We start from the raw sequence: 356 nt of genomic DNA, 5'->3' as shown, positions 1-356 counted from the left end.
CGGCCCGTGTCTTGCGGATCGCCGCGTCCACCGCCTGCATCGCCGCCTCCAGGTCGCCGTAGTCGAAGGCCCGCCGCTCAAGCGGCCCGGCGCGCGGCGGCGGTGCCGGCGCCAGGATCTCGGGCGGCACCTCCACCGCCGCCGGCACCTCGCGCGGCCGCCCCCTCCCCCGCCCGGGCAGCGGCCGGCGCGGCGGCGCCGCCGCCTGCCGCAGTGGCGCAAGGCCGGCGAGGCCGAACAGGCGGCGGCTGTGGCGGTGCGTCACCTCGACCGCGACCTCCAGCCGGACGAGCTCGTCGAGGATGGCGCAGGCCGCCTTCACCGACATCCCCAGCGCGGCGGCCAGCGTCGTGGCC

The 356-nt window shown here is 80.1% G+C and carries 1 pseudogene; it reads right to left on the bottom strand.

The features are described 5' to 3' along the window. Positions 1-356 (bottom strand): annotated as a pseudogene (locus Q7A36_RS41160) (hypothetical protein); the annotation flags it as partial.

It is taken from the genome of Paracraurococcus lichenis (assembly GCF_030657435.1).
Lineage (GTDB): Bacteria > Pseudomonadota > Alphaproteobacteria > Acetobacterales > Acetobacteraceae > Paracraurococcus > Paracraurococcus lichenis.
The sequence above is the reverse complement of the archived record's forward strand: the minus strand, read 5'-3'. Positions and strand labels throughout refer to the sequence as shown.